Annotated in this window: 16 protein-coding genes; 10 read left to right on the forward strand and 6 right to left on the reverse strand. The window is 67.9% G+C overall.

Annotated elements, in window-relative coordinates; genetic code table 11:
• Positions 1-112 precede the first annotated feature (112 nt).
• Entirely contained in the window at positions 113-847 is a 735-nt protein-coding gene (locus ACPYOG_RS08870) for a CPBP family intramembrane glutamic endopeptidase (protein ID WP_481293869.1), read from the reverse strand.
• Between the two features lie 213 nt (positions 848-1,060).
• On the opposite strand from ACPYOG_RS08870, the gene ACPYOG_RS08875 reads away from it, so the two are divergent.
• From ACPYOG_RS08875 to ACPYOG_RS08885, 3 genes are all read left to right on the forward strand, one after another.
• The gene (locus tag ACPYOG_RS08875) at positions 1,061-2,842 is read left to right on the forward strand and encodes an ABC transporter family substrate-binding protein (RefSeq protein WP_481293870.1); all 1,782 of its coding nucleotides are present in this window, start codon (positions 1,061-1,063) and stop codon (positions 2,840-2,842) included.
• Positions 2,843-2,952: 110 nt separating this feature from the next.
• The gene (locus ACPYOG_RS08880; protein WP_481293871.1) at positions 2,953-4,491 is read left to right on the forward strand and encodes an ABC transporter permease; all 1,539 of its coding nucleotides are present in this window, start codon (positions 2,953-2,955) and stop codon (positions 4,489-4,491) included.
• Complete coding sequence (locus ACPYOG_RS08885) at positions 4,488-5,591, forward strand: ABC transporter permease (protein WP_481293872.1); 1,104 nt, start codon at positions 4,488-4,490, stop codon at positions 5,589-5,591. Before ACPYOG_RS08880 ends, ACPYOG_RS08885 begins: the two co-directional genes overlap by 4 nt.
• A gap of 20 nt (positions 5,592-5,611) precedes the next feature.
• On the opposite strand, the gene ACPYOG_RS08890 is transcribed toward ACPYOG_RS08885, so the two are convergent.
• Entirely contained in the window at positions 5,612-6,184 is a 573-nt protein-coding gene (locus ACPYOG_RS08890; RefSeq protein ID WP_481293873.1) for a hypothetical protein, read from the reverse strand.
• Between the two features lie 35 nt (positions 6,185-6,219).
• Here ACPYOG_RS08890 and ACPYOG_RS08895 point away from each other — a divergent pair, with 35 nt between their 5' ends.
• The 3 genes from ACPYOG_RS08895 to ACPYOG_RS08905 all read left to right on the forward strand — a co-directional run bounded on the left by ACPYOG_RS08895 (position 6,220) and on the right by ACPYOG_RS08905 (position 10,602).
• Positions 6,220-7,929 (forward strand): dipeptide ABC transporter ATP-binding protein, encoded by a 1,710-nt coding sequence (locus ACPYOG_RS08895; RefSeq protein WP_481293874.1) that lies wholly within the window; start codon positions 6,220-6,222, stop codon positions 7,927-7,929.
• Between the two features lie 124 nt (positions 7,930-8,053).
• Positions 8,054-9,982 (forward strand): translational GTPase TypA, encoded by a 1,929-nt coding sequence (typA, locus tag ACPYOG_RS08900; protein WP_481293875.1) that lies wholly within the window; start codon positions 8,054-8,056, stop codon positions 9,980-9,982.
• A 152-nt stretch (positions 9,983-10,134) separates the two neighbouring features.
• A complete protein-coding gene (locus ACPYOG_RS08905) occupies positions 10,135-10,602 on the forward strand; it encodes a hypothetical protein (RefSeq protein WP_481293876.1) in 468 nt (155 codons plus the stop codon).
• A gap of 57 nt (positions 10,603-10,659) precedes the next feature.
• Here ACPYOG_RS08905 and efeB read toward each other — a convergent pair whose 3' ends face one another.
• From efeB to efeU, 3 genes are read right to left on the reverse strand one after another with little or no spacing between them, the layout of a single operon-like run.
• The gene (efeB, locus tag ACPYOG_RS08910; RefSeq protein ID WP_481293877.1) at positions 10,660-11,937 is read right to left on the reverse strand and encodes an iron uptake transporter deferrochelatase/peroxidase subunit; all 1,278 of its coding nucleotides are present in this window, start codon (positions 11,935-11,937) and stop codon (positions 10,660-10,662) included.
• 5 nt (positions 11,938-11,942) lie between these two features.
• A complete protein-coding gene (gene efeO / locus ACPYOG_RS08915; protein ID WP_481293878.1) occupies positions 11,943-13,154 on the reverse strand; it encodes an iron uptake system protein EfeO in 1,212 nt (403 codons plus the stop codon).
• Between the two features lie 38 nt (positions 13,155-13,192).
• A complete protein-coding gene (gene efeU / locus ACPYOG_RS08920; protein ID WP_481293879.1) occupies positions 13,193-14,056 on the reverse strand; it encodes an iron uptake transporter permease EfeU in 864 nt (287 codons plus the stop codon).
• 132 nt (positions 14,057-14,188) lie between these two features.
• Between efeU and ACPYOG_RS08925 the strand changes: the two genes are divergently transcribed.
• The 4 genes from ACPYOG_RS08925 to ACPYOG_RS08940 all read left to right on the forward strand — a co-directional run bounded on the left by ACPYOG_RS08925 (position 14,189) and on the right by ACPYOG_RS08940 (position 17,692).
• A complete protein-coding gene (locus tag ACPYOG_RS08925; protein ID WP_481293880.1) occupies positions 14,189-14,584 on the forward strand; it encodes a hypothetical protein in 396 nt (131 codons plus the stop codon).
• 111 nt (positions 14,585-14,695) lie between these two features.
• Positions 14,696-15,016 carry a ferredoxin gene (gene fdxA / locus ACPYOG_RS08930; protein WP_481293881.1) on the forward strand — a complete coding sequence of 107 codons (321 nt, stop codon included), beginning with the start codon at positions 14,696-14,698 and terminating at the stop codon, positions 15,014-15,016.
• Positions 15,017-15,018: 2 nt separating this feature from the next.
• Positions 15,019-16,152, forward strand: a complete 1,134-nt coding sequence (dapC, locus tag ACPYOG_RS08935) for a succinyldiaminopimelate transaminase (protein WP_481293882.1) — start codon at positions 15,019-15,021, stop codon at positions 16,150-16,152.
• A 160-nt stretch (positions 16,153-16,312) separates the two neighbouring features.
• Entirely contained in the window at positions 16,313-17,692 is a 1,380-nt protein-coding gene (locus ACPYOG_RS08940; protein WP_481293883.1) for a citrate synthase, read from the forward strand.
• A gap of 12 nt (positions 17,693-17,704) precedes the next feature.
• On the opposite strand, the gene ACPYOG_RS08945 is transcribed toward ACPYOG_RS08940, so the two are convergent.
• Positions 17,705-20,383 (reverse strand): penicillin acylase family protein, encoded by a 2,679-nt coding sequence (locus ACPYOG_RS08945; protein ID WP_481293884.1) that lies wholly within the window; start codon positions 20,381-20,383, stop codon positions 17,705-17,707.
• Positions 20,384-20,574: the final 191 nt, after the last annotated feature.

A 20,574-nucleotide genomic window follows, 5' to 3' on the forward strand; every position in this document is an offset into this window, starting at 1 on the left:
TCCGTCGTCGGCAGCGTCAGATGTGTATAAGAGACAGCCGCAAAGACTGCACAGTTTCGACTGATTTTCGTGCAATCTGTGCGGACTCGACGGTGGGGCGGAGCGGAGGGGGTCAGGCGAAGATGTGAGGGTAGAGGGAGACGGCGAGGGGGTAGCCGACGAACGAGACGATGTCGATGAGGGTGTGGGCGATCACGAGAGGGGCGACCCGGCCCCAGCGGGTGTAGCACCAGCCGAAGACGACCCCCATGATCGCGTTGCCGACGAACGGGCCGAAGCCCTGGTACAGGTGGTAGCTGCCGCGCAGCGCGGCGGCGGCCAGGATGATCGGCCACGTCCCCCAACCCAGCTGACGCAGCCGGGTGAAGAGGTAGCCGACGACGATGACCTCCTCCTGCAGGCCCGCACGCAGCGCCGCGAGGATGAGGACCGGCACCGTCCACCAGTGCGCGTCGAGCGTCGACGCCTCCACGGTGACGGTGATCCCGAGCAGCCGGGTGATCGCGTAGAACAGGATGCCCGGCACCCCGATCGCGAGGAACAGCAGCGCTCCGCCGCCCACGTCGCGCCAGGGCTGCGTCCGGTCGAGCCCGATCCGCCGGAAGCCGCTGCGCCGCGGCTGCCAGAGCAGGAAGATCACCAGCGCGACGGCGAACAGCGGGAAGAGATTGCCGAGCACCTGGTACAGGAAGTCGAACACCTCGCGGCTCGACTGCACCGGATTGACCTGGGTCTTCTGCTGCGCCAGCGGCGTGCTCTGGGTCGACCGGTCGATGATCGAGACGATGGAGTACACGGCCGACTGCCCCAGGGAGAGCCCGAGAACGATGGCGATCTCCCACCACATGCGCGAATGAGCAGAACGCTCCGGATTTTCGCGTGAGACGCGCGAATCGCGCATTTTCTGGCTAAACACGCAACGATCCTCCGATTTCAATTACCAGTGTGTAACGTTTTCCCGCCCTATTTTGCAATCGCCCCATGTGATCCTTAGTGTCGTTCTATCTCGCGTGGCGGAGGCTTGAAGTGTCGTCGCGCTTACTTTTGCACAGGAGGATCATTGAAGACCAAACGGCTGGCGCTCCTGGGCGCGATCGTCGCGACGGCGGCCCTCGCGCTCGCAGGATGCAGCACCTCAGGCGGCTCCGAAGTGCAGAGCGGAACATCGATCAGCGTCGCCCAGAACGGCGCGATGACGACCATGAACGCTCTGACCGCGACCGGGTACGCAACGTACAACTCCAACATCTCGTACATGTTCCAGTCGACCTTCAATTACTACGACGACAAGCCGAAGCTGGTGAAGAACACCCAGTTCGGAACCTACAAGGTCGAGTCCACCAGCCCCCTCACGATCAAGTACACGATCAATGACGGCGTGAAGTGGAGCGATGGGGTTCCGGTCAACGCGTCGGACATGCTCCTCGCCTGGGCATCGAGCATCACCAAGTACAACAAGGACAAGGTGAACTTCGGTTCGGTCAACGCCGGAAGCGGCACCGACCTGATCACGAAGACGCCGACCATCTCCGACGGCGGCCGCTCGATGACCGTCATCTTCGACAAGCCGTACGTCGACTGGGAGCCGGTCACCGCCCTCAACCCGAACCTGCCCGCTCATATCGCATGGGAGCTCGCGGGGATCGACAAGAAGACCGGCACCGACGCTCAGCAAGCGCTGATCAAGGCGATCCAGGACAACAACACGGCTGACCTCGCCAAGGTCGCGGACGCGTGGAAGAACAAGTGGAACTTCACCACCACGCCGTCCGACAAGCGCCTCCTGGTGACGGATGGTCCCTACGAGGTCGTCAAGCTCACGAAGCAGTACGTGACCCTGCAGGCCAACAAGGACTTCAACTGGGGTCCGAAGCCCAAGATCGAGAAGATCACGGTCCGCTTCATCCCCGACCAGACCGCGCAGGTGCAGGCTCTCCAGAACGGCGAGATCAGCGTCCTCTACGGCCAGGCCACGGCGGACACGGTCAAGGCTCTGAAGGGGCTGAAGGGCGTTGAGTCGACCACCACTCCGACCGCTACCTTCGAGCACGTCGACCTGACCTTCAACAACGGTGGTCCGTTCGACGCGAAGACGTACGGCGGAGACGCCCAGAAGGCCCTCGAGGTCCGCCAGGCGTTCTTCAAGGTCGTTCCCCGTCAGGAGATGCTCGACCGGCTGATCAAGCCACTGGCCGAGAACGCGACTCTGGATGACTCGTCGCTGTTCATCCCCGGTCAGGACGGCTACGCCGAAGCTGCGAAGAACAACGGCTCCTCGGAGTACCAGAAGGTCGATGTCGCCGCAGCAAAGGATCTGCTGGCCAAGGCCGGCGTGACGGCGCCGATCACGGTCCGCTTCGCCTACGCGAACGACAACCCGCGCCGCCAGGGCGAGTTCCAGCTCATCCAGGCGTCGGCGAAGGCCGCCGGCTTCAACGTCACCGACGTCGGAAAGCCGACCGACCAGTTCTTCGACCCGACGGTGGGTATCGGTTCGGGCAAGTACCAGTACGACGCCACGGTGTTCGCGTACCAGCTCACCTCGTCGACTGTGACGCAGAGCGAGGCGAACACGACGACGGGCAACGCCTACAACTACCAGGGATACTCAAACCCGGCAGTCGACCAGCTGTGGTCGCAGGCCAAGGTTGCCAAGGACATCCCGTCGGCGGTCCCGCTCCAGCAGAAGATCGACGCGTACCTCTGGAAGGACGCCTCGACCCTCACCCTCTACCAGCTGCCGGACGTATCGGCGTGGTCGACGAAGATCTCGAACGTGAAGGACGCTCCGTACGCGCCCAACATCTTCTGGAACTTCTGGGACTGGGAAGTCAAGAAGTAGTTCGGATTCCAGCGGCGTAAACTACCGCAATCCGCAGATTGGGCCGTGCGCGAGCACGGCCCAATCTGCGGAACCCCCACGATACGTCTACTCAAAAGGTCCCCAACGACGTGCTCTCGTTCATAACCCGACGGCTCCTTGCATCTCTGGCCGTACTCCTTGTCGCCTCCTATATCGTCTACATCCTCGCGGCCGGGTCAGGCGACCCCCTCTCCGACCTGCGGCAGAGCAGTCTCCCCAACAAGGCGACCCTGATCCAGCAGCGCACGGAGCTCCTCCATCTGGATGTTCCCCCGTTCCTCCGTTACTTCCTCTGGCTCGCCGGAGTGCTCGGCTTCGTGGTCGGCAAGTTCGACCTCGGCAAGACGGTCGACGGCCAGCAGGTGACCGAGCAGCTCGCCTCGGCGATGGGGTCGACCCTGCAGCTGGTCACCGGTTCGCTGCTGATCGGCATCGTGATCGGCATCACGCTCGGTATCGCGACGGCGCTGCGGCAGTATTCCGGCTTCGACTACTCCGTCACCTTCCTGTCGTTCCTTTTCTTCTCGCTACCCGTGTTCTGGATCGCGGTCATGCTGAAGCAGTTCGGCGCCATCGGCTTCAACAACTTCCTCACCAACCCGGTGGTGTCCATTCCGGCTCTCGTGATCCTGTCAGTGTTGTCAGGAATCGTGTGGATGGGCATCGTCGGGGGCTCTGCCCGACGGAGGCTGCTGACCTTCGCCATCGGCACGGTCGCCGCGCTCGCGGTGCTCGGCTACGTCTCCCTGACCGGGTGGTTCCTGAACCCGAACCTCGGCCCCGTCATCACGACGGGCTTGTCCGCCGGCGCCGCCGTGATCGTGACCGTGCTGTCGACGGGCTGGCAGAACAAGCGATCGCGCAACACGGCGTTGACCGTGGCCGGTCTCGGACTGGTGCTGTACCTCCCGCTGCACCTCTTCTTCGAGCAGTTCGGGATCGTCAACTTCTGGACCATCCTCCTGATGCTCATCGTGCTCACGGCGCTCGGCGGGCTCACCGGCTGGCTGTGGGGCGGCCTCGACCGCTGGCAGTCCGTCCGGACCGGCGCGATCACCGCCTTCATCGTCGGCCTGATCATGCTGCTCGATCGGTACCTCGCTTCCTGGAACATCTATGTGACGCAGGTCGCCCAGGGCAGGCCGATCAGCACGATCGGGGCGTCGACGCCGGATCTCACCGGGTCGTTCTGGATCGAGGGGATCGACACCTTCACGCACCTCGCGCTTCCGACACTGGCCCTCATCCTCGCCTCTCTGGCGGGCTACAGCCGCTACTCGCGCGCCAGCCTGCTCGAGGTGATGAACCAGGACTACATCCGGACCGCCCGGGCGAAGGGCCTGAATGAGCGCACAGTGGTGATGCGCCACGCGTTCCGCAACGCCCTCATCCCGATCACCACCGTCATCGCGCTCGACTTCGGCGCCCTGATCAGCGGTGCGATCGTCACCGAGAGGGTGTTCGCCTGGTCCGGAATGGGTGCGCTGTTCAATCAGGCGCTCGACCGGGTCGACCTCAACCCAATCATGGGCTTCTTCCTGGTCACCGCGATCGCCGCAATCTTGTTCAACTTCCTCGCCGACGTGATCTACTCGGCCCTCGACCCCAGAATTCGAGTAAGCGCATGACAATCGGACCGCTTCCCCCGGAGAACTCGGACGCCGGCCTCGGCCGCGACGGCGTGGACCCGCGCGCCACCATCAGCACCTTCGACGCAACAGCCGTTGAGGCGGGGATCGAGTCCTCATCGATCGAGGCGAAGGAGGTCGAAGGCCTCAGCCTCGGTCGCATCGTCTTCCGCCGCTTCCTCCACCACCGTGCCGCGATCGTCAGCCTTGTGCTGCTGGTCATCGTGATCATTCTGTCGTTCAGCTCGATCGGCATCCATGCGTTCGGGATCAACACCGGCGGCTGGTGGCACTGGAACTTCGACGACGTTCCCGCCATCGTCAACGGCGGCGCTCCGACGATGACCCTGTGGCCTCCGAGCCTCGGCGACCACCCCTTCGGCCAGGACTCGGTCGGCCACGACATGTTCGCGATGGTGATGCGCGGAATTCAGCAGTCGATCATGATCGTTGTCGTCACGGGTGCGATCTCCACCGTCATCGGCGCCGTCCTCGGGGCGGTCGCCGGCTACTTCGGCGGTACGACGGACGCGCTGCTGATGCGCCTCACGGACATGGTCATCATCGTCCCGCTGCTGCTCTTGGCCGCGATCGTCGGGCGCTCCGTCAACGGGCCCTCCGTCATCCTCGCGATCGTCCTCGGGCTGCTGGTGTGGACCACGCTCGCGCGACTCGTTCGCGGTGAAGTGCTGGCCCTCCGCGAGCGCGAGTTCGTCGACGCGGCGCGTGTCGCGGGCGCGAGCCCTCTTCGGATCATGTTCCGCCACATCCTTCCGAACACTGTCGGTGTGATCGTGGTCAGCGCGACCCTCACGATGTCGGCGACCATCCTGCTGGAGACGGCGATCAGCTACCTCGGTTTCGGTGTGCACGCCCCGGACGTGTCGCTGGGCCTCCTCATCTCGAACTATCAGACGGCGTTCACCACACGGCCCTGGCTGTTCTGGTGGCCCGGCCTGTTCATCGTCATCATCGCGCTGACCATCAACTTCATCGGCGACGGACTCCGGGATGCGTACGACCCGCGTCAGCGCCGTGGATTGAAGCGCAGCGCCCGCAAGGAGCAGGCTGCGCTCCGGCAGAAGCCGGTCAAGTCGTGAGCCTCGTGCTCACCCCGGTCTCACGGCCACAGGATGCCGACGAGCGTCAACGCGCCGAGCACCGCCACCACGATCACGGAGCGGCGATTCCAGCGGATCGTCGCCTCGCCCGCAGCCTCCGGCCCTTCGCGGTGAGCGGCCCACTGCTGGTTCACCAGAGGGGCGATGGCCGTCGTGGGCGTCCCTGCGCCTGCGAGGGACGGACGCCCGAGGGCGTCACGACGAAGCGTGCCGACGGCGCTCCAGGGACTCTGGGCGGGAGCCGACCATACGGCGAAAGCACCGGCGGTGGTGCTCACGGTCAGCGTCCAGCGCGCGGTCATCGCGTCGACGGCCGACCAGGGCGCCACCAGCGTCCGGAACGGGTTGACGGCGATCAGGCTCTGCGGTGTGAGCACGACATGCGGCTGCCAGAAGACCACGTACGAGGTCGCCGCCGCGAAGAGCACAGCGGGGAGCGCGCGCAGTGTCGCCTCGACGTGACCGTATTCGACGAGCGACACCGCGGTGATGACGCAGACGACGAGCACCGCAATGCATACGAAGCGCGAGAAGCGTGGAGCAAGGACAGAAGTTTGTGGGCCGACAGCCATACCCCCATTGTCGCCCACGGGAAGCAGAAGAACCGATGACTACTGAAGCGCGCATCGCAGGGACACCGGCCATCCTGGAGGTCACGGGACTGGACGTCGACTTCTGGGTCGACGGCCAGTGGTATCCGGCGGCGGTCGACCTGGAGTACGACGTGAAGGCCGGCGAGATCCTCGCCATCGTTGGAGAGTCCGGATCGGGCAAGAGCTCGAGTTCGATGGCGCTGCTCGGGCTGACCCCGCCGAACGGCCGGGTCGCCGGCAGTGCGAAGCTGCTCGGCCGGGAATTGATCGGCATGTCCGGCTCGGCGCTTCGCCGCGTGCGCGGCCGGGACATCGCGGTCATCTTCCAGGAGCCGATGACAGCGCTCAACCCGGTCTACAGCATCGGGTTCCAGATCGTAGAGACGCTCCGCACCCACTTCGACATGTCGCCGTCGGAGGCGAAGACACGCGCGATCGAGTTGCTCGATCTGGTCGAGATGCCGACTCCCGAGCTGACGTTCGACAAATATCCCCATCAACTGTCGGGAGGCCAGCGCCAGCGTGCCATGATCGCCATGTCGGTCTCGTGCGACCCGAAGCTGCTGATCGCCGACGAGCCGACCACGGCGCTCGACGTCACCGTCCAGGCGGAGATTCTGGAACTCCTCCGGAATCTTCGGGACCGCCTCGACAGCGCCATCGTGCTGATCACCCACGACATGGGAGTCGTGGCGGACCTGGCCGACAAGGTCATCGTGATGAAAGACGGCCGGATCGTCGAGTCCGGCCCCGTCGAGCAGATCTTCCATGCGCCCACCGAGACGTACACCCAGCAACTGCTCGCCTCGGTGCCCCACCTCCGGCTGGAGGGCGAGGTCTCGACGGCGCTGCAGACAGACATGGAGGGGGGCGTCCAGCCCTACCTGTCCTTCCGGAATGTGGCGATCGAATATCCCAAGCGCGGCAGGATCCCCGCGTTCCGCGCGGCTGAGAACATCGACATCGACGTCTACCCGGGAGAGATCGTCGGCCTGGTGGGGGAGTCCGGCTCGGGCAAGACCACGCTGGGCCGGGCGGCCGTCGGGCTGCTCCCCGTCGCCGAGGGCGAGCTGCTCGTCGGCGGTCAGAATCTGGCGGCGATGTCCAGTCGCCAATTGCGAGCCGCCCGGAAAGAGATCGGCATCGTCTTCCAGGACCCCGGCTCCTCCCTCAATCCGCGTTTCCCGATCGGCCAGAGCATCGGTGAGCCGCTCATGCTCGCGACCGGCACCAAGGGCGACAAGCTCGATCGCGTCGTGGAGTCACTGCTCGACCAGGTGGAGCTGCCGCGCAGCTTCCGCAACCGCTACCCGCACGAGCTCTCCGGCGGGCAGCGGCAACGAGTAGGGATCGCCCGCGCCCTGGCGCTGCGTCCGAAGCTGCTGGTCGCCGACGAGCCGACGTCGGCCCTGGACGTCTCGGTGCAGGCGCGCTTCCTCGTGCTCCTTCAGGAGCTGCAGCGCGAGATGGGCTTCGCGTGCCTCTTCGTCAGCCACGATCTGGCGGTCGTCGACCAGCTCGCCGACCGCATCGTCGTGATGCACCGCGGTCATATCGTCGAGCAGGGCAGCAGCGACCAGATCCTCCGATCCCCGCAAGAGGCGTACACGCAGCGCCTCCTGGCCGCCGTCCCCCTGCCGGATCCGGCAGCGCAGCGCTCGCGCCGCGAGGAGCGCATCCGCCTCCTGGGGGCGGAGGAAGCCGACGGGTCGGCAGCGGGCTGAGCCTTCTTCGCGTCACGCCGGACCGCATCCCGCGCGTGCTGTCAGCGCACACAGGAGAAGGGGAGCGGATCCACGATAGAATGGACCGTTCCCCTTCCTTCTGACGAGAGTCGAGTCTGTACGCATGTCCGAGAACGCCGTCGCCCGCCGCGACGATCTGCGCAATGTCGCGATCGTCGCACACGTCGACCACGGCAAGACCACGCTGGTCGACGCCATGCTCAAGCAGACCAACTCGTTCGATGCGCATGCGCACGTCGAGGAGCGGGCCATGGACTCGAACGAGCTGGAGCGTGAGAAGGGCATCACGATCCTCGCCAAGAACACGGCGATCTCCTACAAGGGCATTCACGCGCCGAACGGTCCGATCACGATCAACGTGATCGACACCCCGGGCCACGCCGACTTCGGCGGCGAGGTCGAGCGCGGCCTGTCCATGGTCGACGGCGTCGTACTGCTGGTGGACGCGTCCGAGGGCCCGCTGCCGCAGACCCGTTTCGTGCTGCGCAAGGCGCTCGAGGCGAAGCTCCCGGTGATCCTCGCGGTGAACAAGACCGACCGCTCCGACGCGCGCATCGAGGAGGTCGTGAGCGAGAGCCAGGACCTGCTGCTGGGCCTTGCCAGCGACCTCGCCGACGACGTTCCCGACCTCGACCTCGACGCGATCCTCGATGTGCCCGTCGTGTACGCGTCCGGCCGCGCCGGCGCCGCGAGCCGCACTCAGCCGTCCAACGGCGAGCTGCCCGACAACGACGACCTGGAGCCGCTGTTCGAGGCGATCCTCGAGCACATCCCGGCCCCGAGCTACGACCCGGAGGCGCCGCTGCAGGCGCACGTCACCAACCTCGACGCCTCGCCGTTCCTCGGCCGTCTGGCACTCCTCCGCATCTTCAACGGCACCCTCAAGAAGGGCCAGACCGTCGCCTGGGTGCGTCACGACGGGGATGTGCACAACGTTCGCGTCACCGAGCTGCTGATGACGAAGGCGCTCGACCGCTACCCGGCCGAGTCCGGAGGCCCCGGCGACATCGTCGCGGTGGCGGGCTTCGCCGACATCATGATCGGCGACACACTGGCCGACCCCGACGACGTGCGTCCGCTGCCCGCCATCCACGTCGACGAGCCGGCGATCTCGATGACCATCGGCACCAACACCTCCCCGCTCGTCGGCAAGGTGAAGGGCCACAAGCTCACGGCGCGCATGGTGAAGGACCGCTTGGACCGCGAGCTCGTCGGCAACGTCTCGCTCCGCGTGCTCGACATCGGACGCCCCGACGCCTGGGAGGTGCAGGGCCGCGGCGAGCTGGCACTGGCCATCCTCGTCGAGCAGATGCGCCGCGAGGGCTACGAGCTGACCGTCGGCAAGCCGCAGGTGGTCACCAAGCGCGTCGACGGCAAGCTGCAGGAGCCGTTCGAGCACCTCACGATCGACGCGCCCGAGGAGTACCTCGGCGCGATCACGCAGCTGCTCGCATCCCGCAAGGGCCGCATGGAGAACATGGCGAACCACGGCACCGGCTGGGTGCGCATGGAGTTCATCGTCCCGTCGCGCGGGCTGATCGGCTTCCGCACCGAGTTCCTGACGACCACCCGCGGAACCGGGATCGCGAACGCGATCGCCCACGGATACGACGACTGGGCCGGGCACATCGTCACCCGCAGCAACGGCTCGATCGTCGCCGACCGTTCCGGCGTGGTCACCCCGTTCGCGATCATCGCGCTCCAGGAGCGCATGACCTTCTTCGTGAACCCGACCGAAGAGGTCTACGAGGGCATGGTCATCGGCGAGAACTCGCGCGCCGACGACATGGACGTGAACATCACCAAGGAGAAGAAGCTGACCAACATGCGTCAGTCGACCGCCGACAACTTCGAGTCGATGACGCCGTCCCGTCAGCTGACACTCGAGGAGTGCCTGGAGTTCGCCCGCGACGACGAGTGCGTCGAGGTGACCCCGGAGGCTGTCCGCATCCGCAAGGTCGAGCTGGATGCGACAGCCCGCGGCCGCGCCGCCTCGCGTCTGAAGCGCCAGGACGCCGCCGCCGCGGTCTGACGCCGCGCGGGTCGCCGAAAGGGAGGAGATCCCGCCCCATCCGGGCTGGATCTCCTCCCTTTCTGCCATTCCCGGCCGATTCGCGCCGAATCTCCTCCGTAACCCGCGCATCCCGCACCTCGTCCAGCAGATGCGTCGGACAGAATGGAACCATGAACCGCCGTCTTCTCGCGCTGCCGCTCGCCGCCGTCCTGCTGCTGGGCGTCGCGCCCGCCCTCACCGCCTGCAGTTTCCAGACGGTGGTGAAGAACGTGACGGGAGGCAATGTCGATCTCGGCGGCGCATCCGTGCCCAAGGACTTCCCGAAGGCGGTCCCCCTCGCGCCCGGCTCCGTCGTCTTCGGTGCCGCGCTCGGTTCGGGCGAGGACAAGGTCTGGAATGTGACCGTGAAGGTCAGCGGCGCGGATGCGTACACCAACATCGGCAAACAGCTCACCGACGCCGGCTTCACCGGCGAGTTCGGCACGAAGGCGCCCGACGGCGGCGGAACAGGCACGTTCACCAACGGCAGCTACGGCGTGCTGGTCGTCGTCACGGACGCGGGCAGCAAGGGCTGGGTCGCCAACTACTCCGTGTCGAAGGGATCGGCGCCCAGCCCCACGCCGACCCCGAGCTCCTGAAACAGGGCCCTGAAACAGGGCCCTGAAACAGGGCCCGAAACAGGGCCCGAAACAGGACTACGCGAACAGCCCCGCCCCCACGAACGACCCCTCCTTCGCCCCGGGCGGCACCGCGAACACGCCTGAACCCACATGGCGGGTGTACTCGTTCATCAGATCGCCGGACGCCAGCCGCTGCTGGATCGGGATGAACTGCTTCCGCGGGTCCCGCTGGAACGCGATGAAGAACAGCCCGGCGTTGAGCCGCCCCAGCTCGTCGTTGCCGTCCACGAAGTTGTACCCGCGCCGCAGCAGCTGGGCGCCGGAGTTGACCGAGGGATGCGCCAGCCGCACGTGCGACGCCGGGTCGATCTTCGTGCCGCCGTCCTTCGCCAGTGCGAGGAAGTTCGGTGCCGTGAACTCGGTCCCTCCGGAGAGCGGCGCGCCCTCGCCCTTGTCGCGGCCGATGATGCGTTCCTGCTCGCCGAGCTGCTGCCGGTCCCACGTCTCGATGACCATCCGGATCTTGCGGGCGACGAGATAGGAGCCGCCGGCCATCCACGAGGCGCCGTCGCCGGGGCCGGCCCAGACCTGGTCCTCGACGATGGAGGCGTCCTCCGACTTGATGTTCGCCGTCCCGTCCTTGAAGCCGAACAGGTTCCGTGGCGTGACTTGCGCCCGCGACGTGGAGGAGGTGCGGCCGAATCCCAGCTGCGACCAGCGGATGGCCGCCCGGCCGAACGCGATGCGCGACAGGTTCCGGATGGCGTGGACCGCGACCTGCGGGTCGTCGCTGCACGCCTGCACGCAGAGATCGCCCCCGCTGATCGCCTCCACAAGGGCATCTCCCGGGAAACGCGGCAGGTCGACCAGTGCGGCGGGGCGGCGGGGGGCGATCCCGAACCGGTCCTCGCCGGCGGCCGTCCGGAACAGCGTGGGGCCGAATCCGAACGTGAGGGTCAGGCCGGCGGCGGGCAGGTCGAGAGCTTCGCCTGTGTCGTCCGGCGGCGCATCCATCGGGCCGGCGGCCGGGCCGTACTTCCCGGCCGGGCGACCCTGCGTCATGCGGGCGGCGGCGACGGTCCAGTCGTGCAGCAGCTCGATCAGGCCGTCGCGATCGAGCCTCGGAGCCGTGTCGAAAGCGGCGAAGTGGAGGCGGTCCTGCGCGGGCGTGGTGATGCCGGCCTGCTGCGCGCCGTAGAACGGGTAGGTCGTCGACGATGCGGTGGAGGCGCCTAGCACCGCGCGGTCCGCCGCGACGCCCGCACCGATCCCCGCCACTCCGGCGCCCACCGTGGCACCGGCCAGCCCGAGTGCGGCGCGCCGGGAGAGCTTGGGGCGATCCTCGCTGCTCACGGGCACTACTTGACGATCGTCGAGGTCAGCCGGCTGAGCGGCTCGCTCAGCGCGTTGACCTGATCGGAGAGCTCCTTCACCTGCGCGGTGCTGAGTTCCGTGTAGCTCACGAAGCCGTTGCCCGACCGGTAGCGGGCCAGCGTCGCGGCGACCGTCGCGAACTCCGCATCCAGCTTCTTCACGACGTCCGTTCCGGTGCTTCCCTTCTTCGCGGCGATGTCGCGGACGACCCCGTAGGCGACCTGCGCGCCCTCGAGGTTCGCCTGGAAGTCCTGCAGGTCGGTGTGCGAGAACGCCTCCTCCTCGCCGGTGATCTTCGAGCTCGCGACCTCCTCCATCAGCCCGATCGCGCCGTTCGAGATCTGGTCGATGGTGAGAGTGAAGTCCTTCGCGTGGACCAGGTCGTACAGCCGCTGCGTGTCGGCGACGAGCGTGTCGGCGAGCTTGGTGCGCGTCGCCGGGTCGGCCGCGGTGTAGCCGGCCGGCGGCCACAGGTCCTTCTCGATCCGGTGCCAGCCGGTCCACTCCTGCCCCTGGGCGAGGTCGGCTTCGCGCAGGTCGAGCGCCGGGTCGATGTCACCGAACTGCTCGGCCGTCGGCTCGATCCGCTCGTAGAAGGAGCGGGCGGAGGCGTACTGCGCCCGTGCGGACGCGTCGTCGCCGCCGGCGTAGGCCGCCGCGAACTTCTGCGTCGCGGTCACCAGAGCGCCCGACTGGTCCTGCACGTAGCCGAGGTAGTTCTCGACAGCGTGGGCCACCTGCTTGTTCTCGCTCTGCGACACGGTCTTACCGGACCCGGGCGTCACGGTGAAGGCCGTGACGTGGTTCGGTTCGCCGACCATCCCCTTCCGGCAGGCGGAGAAGTAGTCGCCCTCGGCAAGTTGGACGACGTAGTTGACCGTCGTTCCCGGCCCGATGTTCTCCTTCTCGCCGACGATCCGCAGCTTGTCCTTGGCGAGCAGTTCGAACTCGTTGACGTCGCTCCCGCTGTTCGTCACCTGGAACGTGATCGGGCCGGCTTTCGCACGGTCGGTGGAGACGGTGCACGTCGTGTCCGTCAGCGTGACGGCGATGGCTTCGTCCGAAGCGGTCGCCTCGTTCGGGACGCAGCCGGTGAGCGTGGCGGCGAGGGCCGCGGTCCCGGCGAGGGAGCCCGCGAGGGCGACCAGGCTGCGGCGGGCAGGCAAGCGGCGGCGGGCAGGGCGGAGTCGAGGCATAGGTGTAGTGGGCTTTCTGGTGACGAGTGGAAAGGGACTCAGGAGGCGATCGGCGCCTGCGGTGCGGAGGCTTCGGCGGGCTTTGCCGCCGATGCCGTCCGGCTCGAGGAGCGGTGCTGGCGAAGGTAGAAGTACCCGACGAGCGCGAGGTAGCCGATCCAGGCGATCACTTGGAGCCATGTCGGCGACGGGTTGAAGTTGAGGATGCCGGCGGCGAGCGTTCCGTACCAGCTGGAGGACGGGATGGCGCCGCTGATGTCGTAGGCGTGGGCGCCTCCCGCGATGATGCCGGCCTCCTGCAGGTCGCCCAGGCCGTAGGCGAAGACGCCCGCGGCGACGAGGATGAGGAAGGCTCCGGTCCACGTGAAGAACGCGCCGAGGTTGATCTTGACCATGCCGCGGTAGAGCAGGACGCCGAGCACGGCGGCTGTGAGCAGTCCGAGCAGTGCGCCGACGGCCGGCTCCCAGCTTCCGCCGGTGCTCGATACGGTCGCCCAGACGAAGAGCGAGGTCTCTATCCCTTCGCGGCCGACACTGAGCATCGCGAGCAGCACGACGCCCCAGCCGGCGCCGACGAGGGCGGAGTCCAAACGCTCGTGAAGAGTGGATTTCATGGTGCGGGCGGTCTTGCCCATCCAGAACACCATCCAGGTCACGAAGCCGACCGCGACCAGGGACAGCGTGCCGCCGAGGATCTCCTGCGCCTCGAAGCTCATGCCGTACGGGCCCCAGGTGAGCAGGGCCCCGATGGCGAGCGGGATGACGAGGGCGACGCCGACGCCGATCCAGAGCTTGGAGAGCACGTCGGTGCGGCCGAGCTTGACCACGTAGGCGACCAGGATGGTGACGATGAGCGCCATCTCGAGGCCTTCGCGGAGGCCGATCAGGTAGTTCGCGAGCACAGAGAACCTCAGGGGTATCGGGGGCGAATGTTGGTAAGGCTAACCTTACTTTTCGAGCGTAGATCACTCTTCGCCGCCTGTCCAGCCGCGACGTCACGGTCCGCTGCCGGGGCGCCCGGATAGGATGCGGGGATGCTCAGCCGGATCGTCAGCGGTGTCCTCCTCGTGCTCGCCGGGGCCGTTTTCGGAGCGATCGGAACCGTTGCCCACCAGACTTCCGTCACCTGGGGCGTCGCGATCCCGCTCGGGCTCATCGGTTCGCTCGCGGCCTTCGCGGCCCTGCTGGTCGGCCTCCGGCTGCTCGGCCACAGCCGCCTGCCGGCGCTGCTGGCCGCGCTCGGCGCGATCGTGCTCATCCTGCTGTTCACCCAGGAGAGCGCAGGAGGCTCTGTGCTCATCCCGAACAACCTGCCGGGGATGGCATGGCTGGTCGGGCCGATCCTGATCGCGGCGATCGTGGTCGCCTGGCCCGACGTCCACGGCCACCGCCCGCCCGTGGCCGATTCCCGCGGCCCGAACGCCTCCTGAGCCCCGCGTGCGCCGGGAGGGCGGAGCGCCCGCGCTGCCGCCGAGGGCACACCCTGTGCGTGCGGCGTCTAAGCTAGGAGTACCGCTCTTCGTGAAGGGATCCGAACCACCGTGACCTATGTCATCGCTCTCCCGTGCGTCGATGTGAAGGACAGGGCCTGTATCGACGAGTGCCCCGTCGACTGCATCTACGAGGGCGAACGGTCGCTGTACATCCACCCCGACGAGTGCGTCGACTGCGGCGCCTGCGAACCGGTCTGCCCGGTCGAGGCGATCTACTACGAGGACGACCTGCCCGAGGAGTGGAAGGACTACTACCGCGCGAACGTGGAGTTCTTCGACGACATCGGCTCGCCCGGCGGCGCCTCGAAGATCGGCGTGCTCCAGAAGGACCACCCCCTCATCGCAGCCCTGCCTCCGCAGGCGCACTGACCGTGGCGCTCCAGGAGCTCCCGGACTACCCCTGGGATCTCATGACGCCGTTCGCGGCGCGCGCCCGCGAGGCTGTGCCGTTCGGCGATGCTTCCGGACTCGTCGACCTGTCGATCGGCTCGCCGGTCGATGCGACGCCGGACGTCATCCGGGATGCGCTGGCCGCCGCGACCGACGCCCACGCCTACCCGCAGACCGTCGGCACGCCAGCGTTGCGCGAGGCGATCGTGGAGTGGTTCGAGCGCCGCCGGGGCGTGCCCGGCCTCACCATCGAAAACGTGCTCCCGACCATCGGCTCGAAGGAACTGGTGGCTCTGCTGCCGTTCATGCTGGGCCTCGGGGATGGCGACATCGTCGTCCACCCACGCGCCGCCTACCCGACGTACGCGATCGGCGCCACGATCGCGGGGGCGACGGCCGTCGCGAGCGACGACCCGGCGGAGTGGCCCGAGGGCACGCGGCTGATCTGGCTGAACTCTCCCGGCAATCCCGATGGCCGCATCCTGTCGGTCGAGGAGCTGCGCGCCGCCGTCGCCCGAGCCCGGGAACTGGATGCGTACATCGCCAGCGACGAGTGCTACGCCGAGCTGGGCTGGGAGGCGCCGTGGGACGTGGAACGCGTCCCGAGCATCCTCGACCCGCGGGTGATCGGCGAGGACCGCCGGAAGGTCCTGGCGGTGTACTCCCTGAGCAAGCAGTCGAATCTCGCCGGCTACCGCGCCGCTTTCGTGGCGGGCTGCCGTTCGATCGTCAGCCGCCTGGTGAACGTCCGTAAGCATGCCGGCCTGATGCTGCCGGGTCCGTTGCAGGCGGCGATGGTGGCCGCGCTGGGTGACGACGCGCACGTCGAGGCGCAGAAGGCGCGGTACCGGACGCGGCGCGACCTGCTGAAGCCCGCACTGGAGGCGGCCGGCTTCCGCGTCGACCGCAGCGAGGGCGGCCTGTACCTGTGGGCCACGGAGGGACGCGACGCCTGGGACAGCATCGGACGCCTCGCCGACCTGGGAATCCTCGCCGGCCCCGGTCACTTCTACGGTGACGCGTATCCGCAGCACGTCCGCCTGTCCCTGACGGCGACGGACGAACGGATCGACGCGGCGGCCCGTCGCCTGCGCGCTTTTGGAGACACCCTCTAACCGATCGGCCCCGGCTTTGCCCGATGCGGCAGTTGTTGCCTGCGTTCGTTAGGCTGTATCGGCACGACCCGTTCACGAAGCGGGGACCGTGCGGCGCCGCTCCGACGGGCGGGCCACAGATCACCCTATGAGGGCCCGATTTTTCCCACCAGGAGGCGTTGTGAGCGGACTCGGCACCGAAAGCACGGGCACCCGGAAGCCCCCCACGAGCGAGGCTGCGGGCACGAACGAGGGAGCGCCGCTGGGCGCCGAGGCGGACGAGGCCGACCTCGCCACCGCATCGCTGACCTTCCCCGGTGGCGTCGCCGAGTTCCCGATCCGCCCGAGCGTCGACGGCGCTTCGAGCATCGACTTCTCGTCGCTGACCCGGCAGACCGGGCTCACCAGCCTCGACTACGGTTTTGTGAACACGGCGGCCACGCGCTCGTCGATCACGTACATCGACGGCGACCAGGGCATCCTGCGCTACCGCGGCTACCCGATCGAGCAGCTCGCCGAGAAGTCCACCTTCCTCGAGGTCGCGTGGCTGCTGATCCACGGTGAACTGCCGTCGCCGGCAGAGCTGGCCGAGTTCGACGAGAAGGTGCGTCGTCACACGCTCCTCCACGAAGACCTGCGCCGCTTCTTCGACGCGCTGCCGCATGACGCCCACCCCATGTCGGTGCTGTCGAGCGCCGTGTCGGCTCTGTCGACCTTCTATCAGGACTCGCTCAGCGTTCAGGATCCGGAGCAGGTCGAGCTGTCGACCGTCCGGCTGCTCGCCAAGCTCCCGGTGATCGCGGCCTACGCGCACAAGAAGAGCCTCGGCCAGGCCTTCCTCTACCCGGACAACTCGCTGAGCTTCGTGGACAACTTCCTCCGCCTCAACTTCGGCACGCTCGCCGAGCCGTACGAGGTGAACCCGGTCCTCTCGCGTGCGCTCGAGCGCCTGCTCATCCTGCACGAGGACCACGAGCAGAACGCGTCCACCTCGACCGTCCGGCTGGTCGGCTCCACGCAGGCCAACATGTTCGCCTCGATCTCGGCCGGGATCAACGCCCTCTACGGCCCGCTGCACGGCGGCGCGAACGAGGCCGTGCTGCAGATGCTCGCCGGCATCCGTGACTCGGGCGAGAGCGTCCAGAAGTTCGTCGAGCGGGTGAAGAACAAGGAGTCGGGCGTCAAGCTCATGGGCTTCGGTCACCGGGTCTATAAGAACTTCGACCCGCGCGCGAGACTCGTGAAGCAGTCGGCCGACGAGGTGCTCGAGGCGCTGGGCGTGCACGACCCGCTGCTCGACATCGCCAAGGAGCTCGAGGAGGTCGCGCTCGCCGATCCGTACTTCGCCGATCGCAAGCTCTACCCGAACGTCGACTTCTACACGGGCGTGATCTACAAGGCGATGGGCTTCCCGACGCGGATGTTCACCGTCCTCTTCGCGATCGGCCGGCTTCCCGGATGGATCGCGCACTGGCGCGAGATGAACCTCGACCCGCAGACCAAGATCGGGCGCCCGCAGCAGCTGTACGTCGGCTCGCCGGAGCGCGACCTCGGTCGCTGAGTCGCCTCGGTCTCAGCCGGGCGGCCGCAGCGTGAGGGTCTGACGCGCCGCGGCCTGGATCGCTGCCGCGGAGAACGGCCACGGCCGCGTCTTTCCGGCAGCCCAGAGGTCGGTTTGATCGGTGTAGTGCGCGTCGAAGGCGTGGCCGGAGGCGCCGGTCAGATTGATCCAGGTGCTCTTGTCGAAGTCGGAGAGGTCGACGATCATCCGCATCGACGGCACGCGGTCCGCCCCGAAACCCTCGGACGCGTCCCAGCCCACGGCGTCGACGACGCTGCTGCTGCCGCCGACAGGCCACGGTCCGCGGTTGAACAGCCACTCGATGGGCGCGACGCCGGACGTCCCCAGGCTGGCGTTCCGCAACGTGAGTGTGTGGAGCCGGTCCCACCGCCAGGTGGAGGTGTCGCCGCCGAGCAGCCGACGCGTCTCGCCCCAGGCCTTCTCGGCCGCGTAGGCGAGCATCGAGTCGCGATCGGACGTGCCGAGGGCCGAGTCGGCCCACCAGGACGAGTCCGGCTGGGACAGCAGGCCCCCGACGACCGCGAACCAGCGGTCCCCGCCGCTCACCGTCGCTCCTGCCGGGAGCTTTCGGCCGAACGAGTCGTGCAACAGTTCCTTCCAGAACACGGCGAAGTACGCGGCAGCGGCGCTGCCCGCGGTGTCGCGGTAGTCCCATCCCGCAAGGACCCGGGCCGCCTGCCTGAGCTCGGTCGAGGCGCCGGATTTGGCTGCGACGGCGCGCAGGACCGGGACGAGGTTCGCGGCGTTCGCGTCGTACGTGTCCGCCTGGATCGCCGACATGTCGGCCGCCGTGACCTTCCGGCCCTCGTGGAACAGCCGCGATAGCCGCAGCTCCAGCTGGTTCGCGCGGTACCCGTGGTCCCAATCAGCGGTGATCAGCGCCGGGAAGCCGGGACCGACCGCCGCGTTGTTCGCGGTCACGATGTAGCCGGAGGGCGGATCGAGCACGGACGGCAGCTGGTCGAACGGGATGGTGCCCGTCCAGGCGTAGCGGCTGCTCCATCCCGGCACCGGAGCCGTGCCGTCGCCGCCCGCCCGCATCGGAATGAGGCCCGGCGCCTGATAGCCGATGTGCCCATCCACGTCGGCGTAGACGAGGTTCTGCGACGGCACCTGGAACTGGCGGGCGGCCTCGCGGAAGCTCGCCCAGTCGCGTGCGGTGTCGAAGGCGAAGATCGCGTTCGCGGTCGTGCCCGGGGTGAGGGCGGTCCAGGCGAGCGAGATCTGGAACTCCTGCGCCGGGATGCCGAGCTTGCCGGCCTGATCCTTGGCGATCACGGCGTAGGCGTCGCCAATGTCGGTGACGATCGGCCCGTGCAGGGTCGACCGCACGGTGATGGTGACGTCGCGGCCGCCGGCGACGTGGATGCGCTCGGTGCGCTTCTGGAGCGGGACCTGCTTGCCGTCGTACTCGTAGGTGTCGCCGCTGACCTTCTCGACGAACAGGTCGGCGACGTCGGGGCCGAGGTTGGTGAAGCCCCAGGAGATGCGGTCGTTGTGGCCGATGATGATCCCCGGGAACCCGGAGAAGCTGAAACCGGCCACGTCGAACGGGCACGCCGGCCCAACCGTCGCGCAGTGCAATCCCATCTGGTACCAGACCGACGGCAGCGCCGCGCCGAGGTGCGGGTCGTTGGCGAGCAGCGGTTTGCCGCTCGCGGTGCGGCTGCCGGCCACCACCCAGGAGTTCGAGCCGATGTCGTCGCCGGCCGGGCCCATGAGCTGGGGGAGTGCCTCGACGCTGGCGGCGACCTGCTGCAGCTGGCTCCCGTATGCGCCCGGCTGGGCTGCCGCGCTCGGTTGGGCTGCCGCGTCCGGCTGGGCGGCGGCGCCCGGCTGGGCTGTCGTGCCCGGCTGGGCTGCCGCGCTCGCATCGCCGGCGGCGCTCGACCCTGGGGCGACCGCTCCGGGAGCGACGTCCGGCGTCACCGCGCGCGGGTCGCCTCCGCCCTGGTCGGTGATCGTCGGGTGACCCTGGTAGGGGTAGCCCGGGTGGAGCTCCGAGACCTGCTGCGGCTTCAGCTTGGTGGCGAGCAGCGCCCGGTCGATCTCGTCCTCCAGGTTGGAGCGGAGATCCCAGGCCATGGCCTTCAGCCAGGCGACCGAGTCGGCGGGTGTCCACGGCTCCGGCGTGTAGGACGGATTCTGAAGCCCGAGCACCGCGTACTCGAGCGACAGCGCAGCGCCCGACCGCTGCTTCAGGTAGGCGTTCACGCCATCCGCGTAGTCCTGGTAGTACCGCCGCGACGTCGGATCGAGGAGCTTCACCTCCTGTTCGGCGACGCGCCGCCAGCCGAGGGTGCGGATGAACGTGTCGGTCGGCACCTGGCTCGCGCCGAACATCTCCGACAGGCGGCCCGCCGTGACATGCCGCCGGAAGTCCATCTCCCAGAACCGGTCCTGCGCATGCACGAAGCCCTGCGCGCGGAACAGGTCGTCCGCGGTGGAGGCGACCAGCTGCGGCACCCCGGCGTCATCGCGGTACACGGTGACCGGATGCTGAAGGCCCGGCACATCCACGCTGCCCGCGGTCTGCGGGAACGAGCGCGTGACCGTCCAGACGCCCACGCCGCCGGCGACCACCACGAGGATGAGCAGCACGGCGAGGACGCCGCCGACGACCCGGAGAACCCGATGGTGCCGTCTCAGCCGGGGGGTGTCGTCGCCCACGTCGCTCCTTCGTCGGGCCGTTTCCGCCGTTTCTTGGGACTGTAGTGCATCCCGGTGACGCACTCGGATCGGCCCCGGGCTCGCGCGGATGGCGGCGCCCGCGGTGGCCGGGCTAGCGCGGATGGCGGCGCCCGCGGTGGCCGGGCTCGTACCGTGTCTGCTGCCGTTCGTAACGTGTCTGCTGCCGTTCG

The organism is Leifsonia sp. HAY1-4F, assembly GCF_056755275.1.

Excerpts from the sequence above, each read along its gene's own strand:
- ACPYOG_RS08925 (WP_481293880.1), top strand. The coding sequence starts at position 14,189 with ATGCTCAGCCGGATCGTCAGCGGTGTCCTCCTCGTGCTCGCCGGGGCC.
- ACPYOG_RS08870 (WP_481293869.1), bottom strand. The coding sequence starts at position 847 with ATGTGGTGGGAGATCGCCATCGTTCTCGGGCTCTCCCTGGGGCAGTCG.
- ACPYOG_RS08905 (WP_481293876.1), top strand. The coding sequence starts at position 10,135 with ATGAACCGCCGTCTTCTCGCGCTGCCGCTCGCCGCCGTCCTGCTGCTG.
- ACPYOG_RS08885 (WP_481293872.1), top strand. The coding sequence starts at position 4,488 with ATGACAATCGGACCGCTTCCCCCGGAGAACTCGGACGCCGGCCTCGGC.
- ACPYOG_RS08890 (WP_481293873.1), bottom strand. The coding sequence starts at position 6,184 with ATGGCTGTCGGCCCACAAACTTCTGTCCTTGCTCCACGCTTCTCGCGC.
- efeO (WP_481293878.1), bottom strand. The coding sequence starts at position 13,154 with ATGCCTCGACTCCGCCCTGCCCGCCGCCGCTTGCCTGCCCGCCGCAGC.
- ACPYOG_RS08895 (WP_481293874.1), top strand. The coding sequence starts at position 6,220 with ATGACTACTGAAGCGCGCATCGCAGGGACACCGGCCATCCTGGAGGTC.
- typA (WP_481293875.1), top strand. The coding sequence starts at position 8,054 with ATGTCCGAGAACGCCGTCGCCCGCCGCGACGATCTGCGCAATGTCGCG.